The organism is Streptomyces sp. NPDC045899, from assembly GCF_056431485.1.
Genome location: NZ_JBWKKP010000074.1, coordinates 1 through 2,934 on the forward strand (window position 1 = coordinate 1; position 2,934 = coordinate 2,934).

At 74.3% G+C, this 2,934-nt stretch carries 1 protein-coding gene; it reads right to left on the reverse strand.

The features are described from left to right. Positions 1-2,934: SDR family NAD(P)-dependent oxidoreductase (locus AC07FT_RS36380; protein ID WP_479180448.1), on the reverse strand; the 2,934-nt coding region annotated here is incomplete at both ends.

Here is a 2,934-nt window from a genome sequence, read left to right on the forward strand (position 1 = left end):
CCATTGGGCGCGGTGAGACCGTTACTCGCACCGTCCTGGTTGACAGCCGAGCCACGCACCAGGGCCAGTACCGGATGGCCGTTGGCCCGTGCGTCCGACAGCCGCTCCAGCAGCAGCATCCCGACGCCCTCGGCCCACCCGGCGCCGTCGGCGTCCGCCGAGAACGCCTTGCAGCGGCCGTCCGGAGCCATGGCCCGCTGACGGCTGAACTCGATGAAGGTGTCCAGGGTGGACATCACCACCACACCGCCCGCGAGCGCCATGCTGCACTCGCCCTGCCGCAGCGCCTGTGCCGCCTGGTGGATGGCGACCAGCGACGACGAGCAGGCGGTGTCCACGGTGACGGCCGGGCCCTCGAGACCGAAGACGTACGAGATACGGCCGGAGGCCACACTGCTCGCGCTGCCGGTGGCGAGGTACCCCTCGAACTCCTCGGGAGCGCGCTGGAACCGCGATCCGTAGTCGTTGTAGCTCGCACCGATGAACACCCCGGCGCGGCTGCCCTTCACCGTGCCGGGGTCGATCCCGGCCCGTTCGAAGACTTCCCAGGTCGTCTCGAGCAGCAGCCGCTGCTGCGGGTCGATGGCCAGGGCCTCACGCGGGGAGATCCCGAAGAACTCGGGGTCGAAGTGGTCGGCGTCGTACAGGAAACCGCCGCCGGTGGCGTAGAAGGTGCCGGGCCGGTCGGGGTCGGTGTCGAAGTGGCCGTCGATGTCCCAGCCGCGGTCCGTGGGGAAGTCCCCGATCGCGTCACGGCCGTCCATGAGCAGCTGCCACAGCTCCTCGGGGGTGCGGACACCGCCGGGCAGCCGGCAGCTCATCGCCACGATCGCGATCGGGTCGTCGTCCGTCGCCGTGCCCACCGCCGCCGTACCCGCCGGGGTGTCGGCCTCGTCCGTCCCGGTGGCGCCGGTCTCCGTGAGCAGGAACCGCGTCAGGGTGGTGACGTTCGGATAGTCGAAGACGAGCGTGACCGGCAGCCGCAGCCCCGTGGCGGTGCCCAGCCGGTTGCGCAGGTCGACCGCGGTCAGGGAGTCGAACCCGAGCTCGCGGAAGGCACGCCCCGCCTCGACGGCCGAGGTGTCCGGGTAGCCGAGCGCGGCGGCCACCTCGGTGCTGACGAGGTCGGTGAGGGTCGCTTCGGCCTCCTGGGGCGACAGTCCGGCGAGCCGCTGGGCGAGGGGGGTGGCCGCGTCACCCGCGCCGGAGTCCGGTGCTCCCGGCTCCGATGTCCGCCGTGCCTCGGGGAGTTCGCGGAGGACGGCGGTGTCCGCGGACGCGGGGGTGGCCGCGATGAGCCGGTCCCAGGCGATATCGGCCACGGCCACATAGGTGTCGGACACGTCGAGGGCGCGCTGCAGCGCGCCGATGGCCGGTTCCGGTGCCATCGCGGGCATACCGGTGGCGTGCAGCCGGGCCTCGACGGCCTCGTCGACCAGACCACCGCCGGACCACGGGCCCCACGCGACGGAGGTCGCGGGGAGTCCCTGGGCACGGCGCCGCTGCGCGAGGGCGTCGAGGAAGGCGTTGGCGGCCGCGTAGCTGCCCTGTCCGGGGCCGCCGAGCGTGCCCGCGAAGGAAGAGAAGAGCACGAAGGCGGACAGCTCGCGGTCCCGGGTCAGTTCGTGCAGATGCAGGGCCGCGTCCACCTTGGGGCGCAGCACACCGTCGGCGCGCTCCGGGGTGAGGGTGTCGAGCACCCCGTCGTCCAGGACGCCCGCGGTGTGCACGACGGCGTCGAGCGGGGCCTCGTCGTCGTCGAGCCCGGCGAGCAGCGCCGTCAGCGCGTCGCGGTCGGCCACGTCGCACGCCGCCACGGTCACGCGGACGCCCGACGCCCGCAGCTCGTCGGCGAGTTCACCGGATCCGGGGGCGTCCGGCCCGCGACGGCTGGTGAGCACCAGATGCGCGGCGCCGGCGCGCGCCAGCCAGCGCGCCACATGGGCGCCCAGACCGCCGGTGCCCCCGGTGACCAGGACGGTGCCGCGCGGCTGCCACCGGCGGGTGGTGGCGGTGGGTGCAGCGGGGGCGTGGACGAGTCGGCGTCCGTAGATCCCGGAGTCGCGGACGGCCATCTGGTCCTCGCCCTCCGGCGCGCCCGTGAGCACCCCGCACAGCCGGGTGACGGCGCGGTCGTCGAGGGTGGCGGGCAGGTCGAGCAGCCCGCCCCACCGCTTGGGGTACTCCACGGCGGCGATCCGGCCCAGCCCCCAGGTGAGGGCCTGGAGGGGGTGTGCCAGCGGATCGGCGCCGCCGACGGAGACCGCACCGCGGGTGGCGTACCAGAGCGGGACGTCGGTGCCGGTGTCGCCCAGGGCCTGGAGCAGCGCGAGGTTGAGGGCGAGCCCGGTCGGCTGCGCGGTGTCCGTTCCGTACGGCTCCTCGTCGAGGGCCAGGAGGGACAGCACACCGGTCGGTGGCGTGTCCGCCGTCTCCTCGGACAGGCGCCGGGCGAGTGTGCCGCGGACGGCGTCGGCCCCGGTCAGCTCCAGCACCCGGGCGGCGGCGCCGTGGGTCCGCAGCGCCTCGGCGATGCGCTCGCCCTCAGGGGCTCCGGCCGGGACGGCGATGAGCCAGGCGGCTCCGGCCGCGACGGAGGTGCGCGAGGTGGCGGCCGTGTCACCGAGCGGTTTCCAGGTGATGTGGTAGCGCAGGGCATCCTGGGCGGCCCGGTCACGACGGGCCCGGCGCCAGGTGGCGAGCGCGGGCACCACCATGGCCAGCGACGATTCCTCGGCTTCGAGGTCCAGTTCGGTGGCGAGGGCCTCGAGGTCGCCGCGCTCGACGGTGTCCCAGAATTCGGTGTCGGCGGGGTCGCCGTCGGTGGTCACCGGCTGCGCGGAACCCTCCAGCCAGTACCGCTGCCGCTGGAACGCGTACGTCGGCAACCCCACCACCGAACCACCCAGACCCGACAGCACCGCCCGCCAGTCC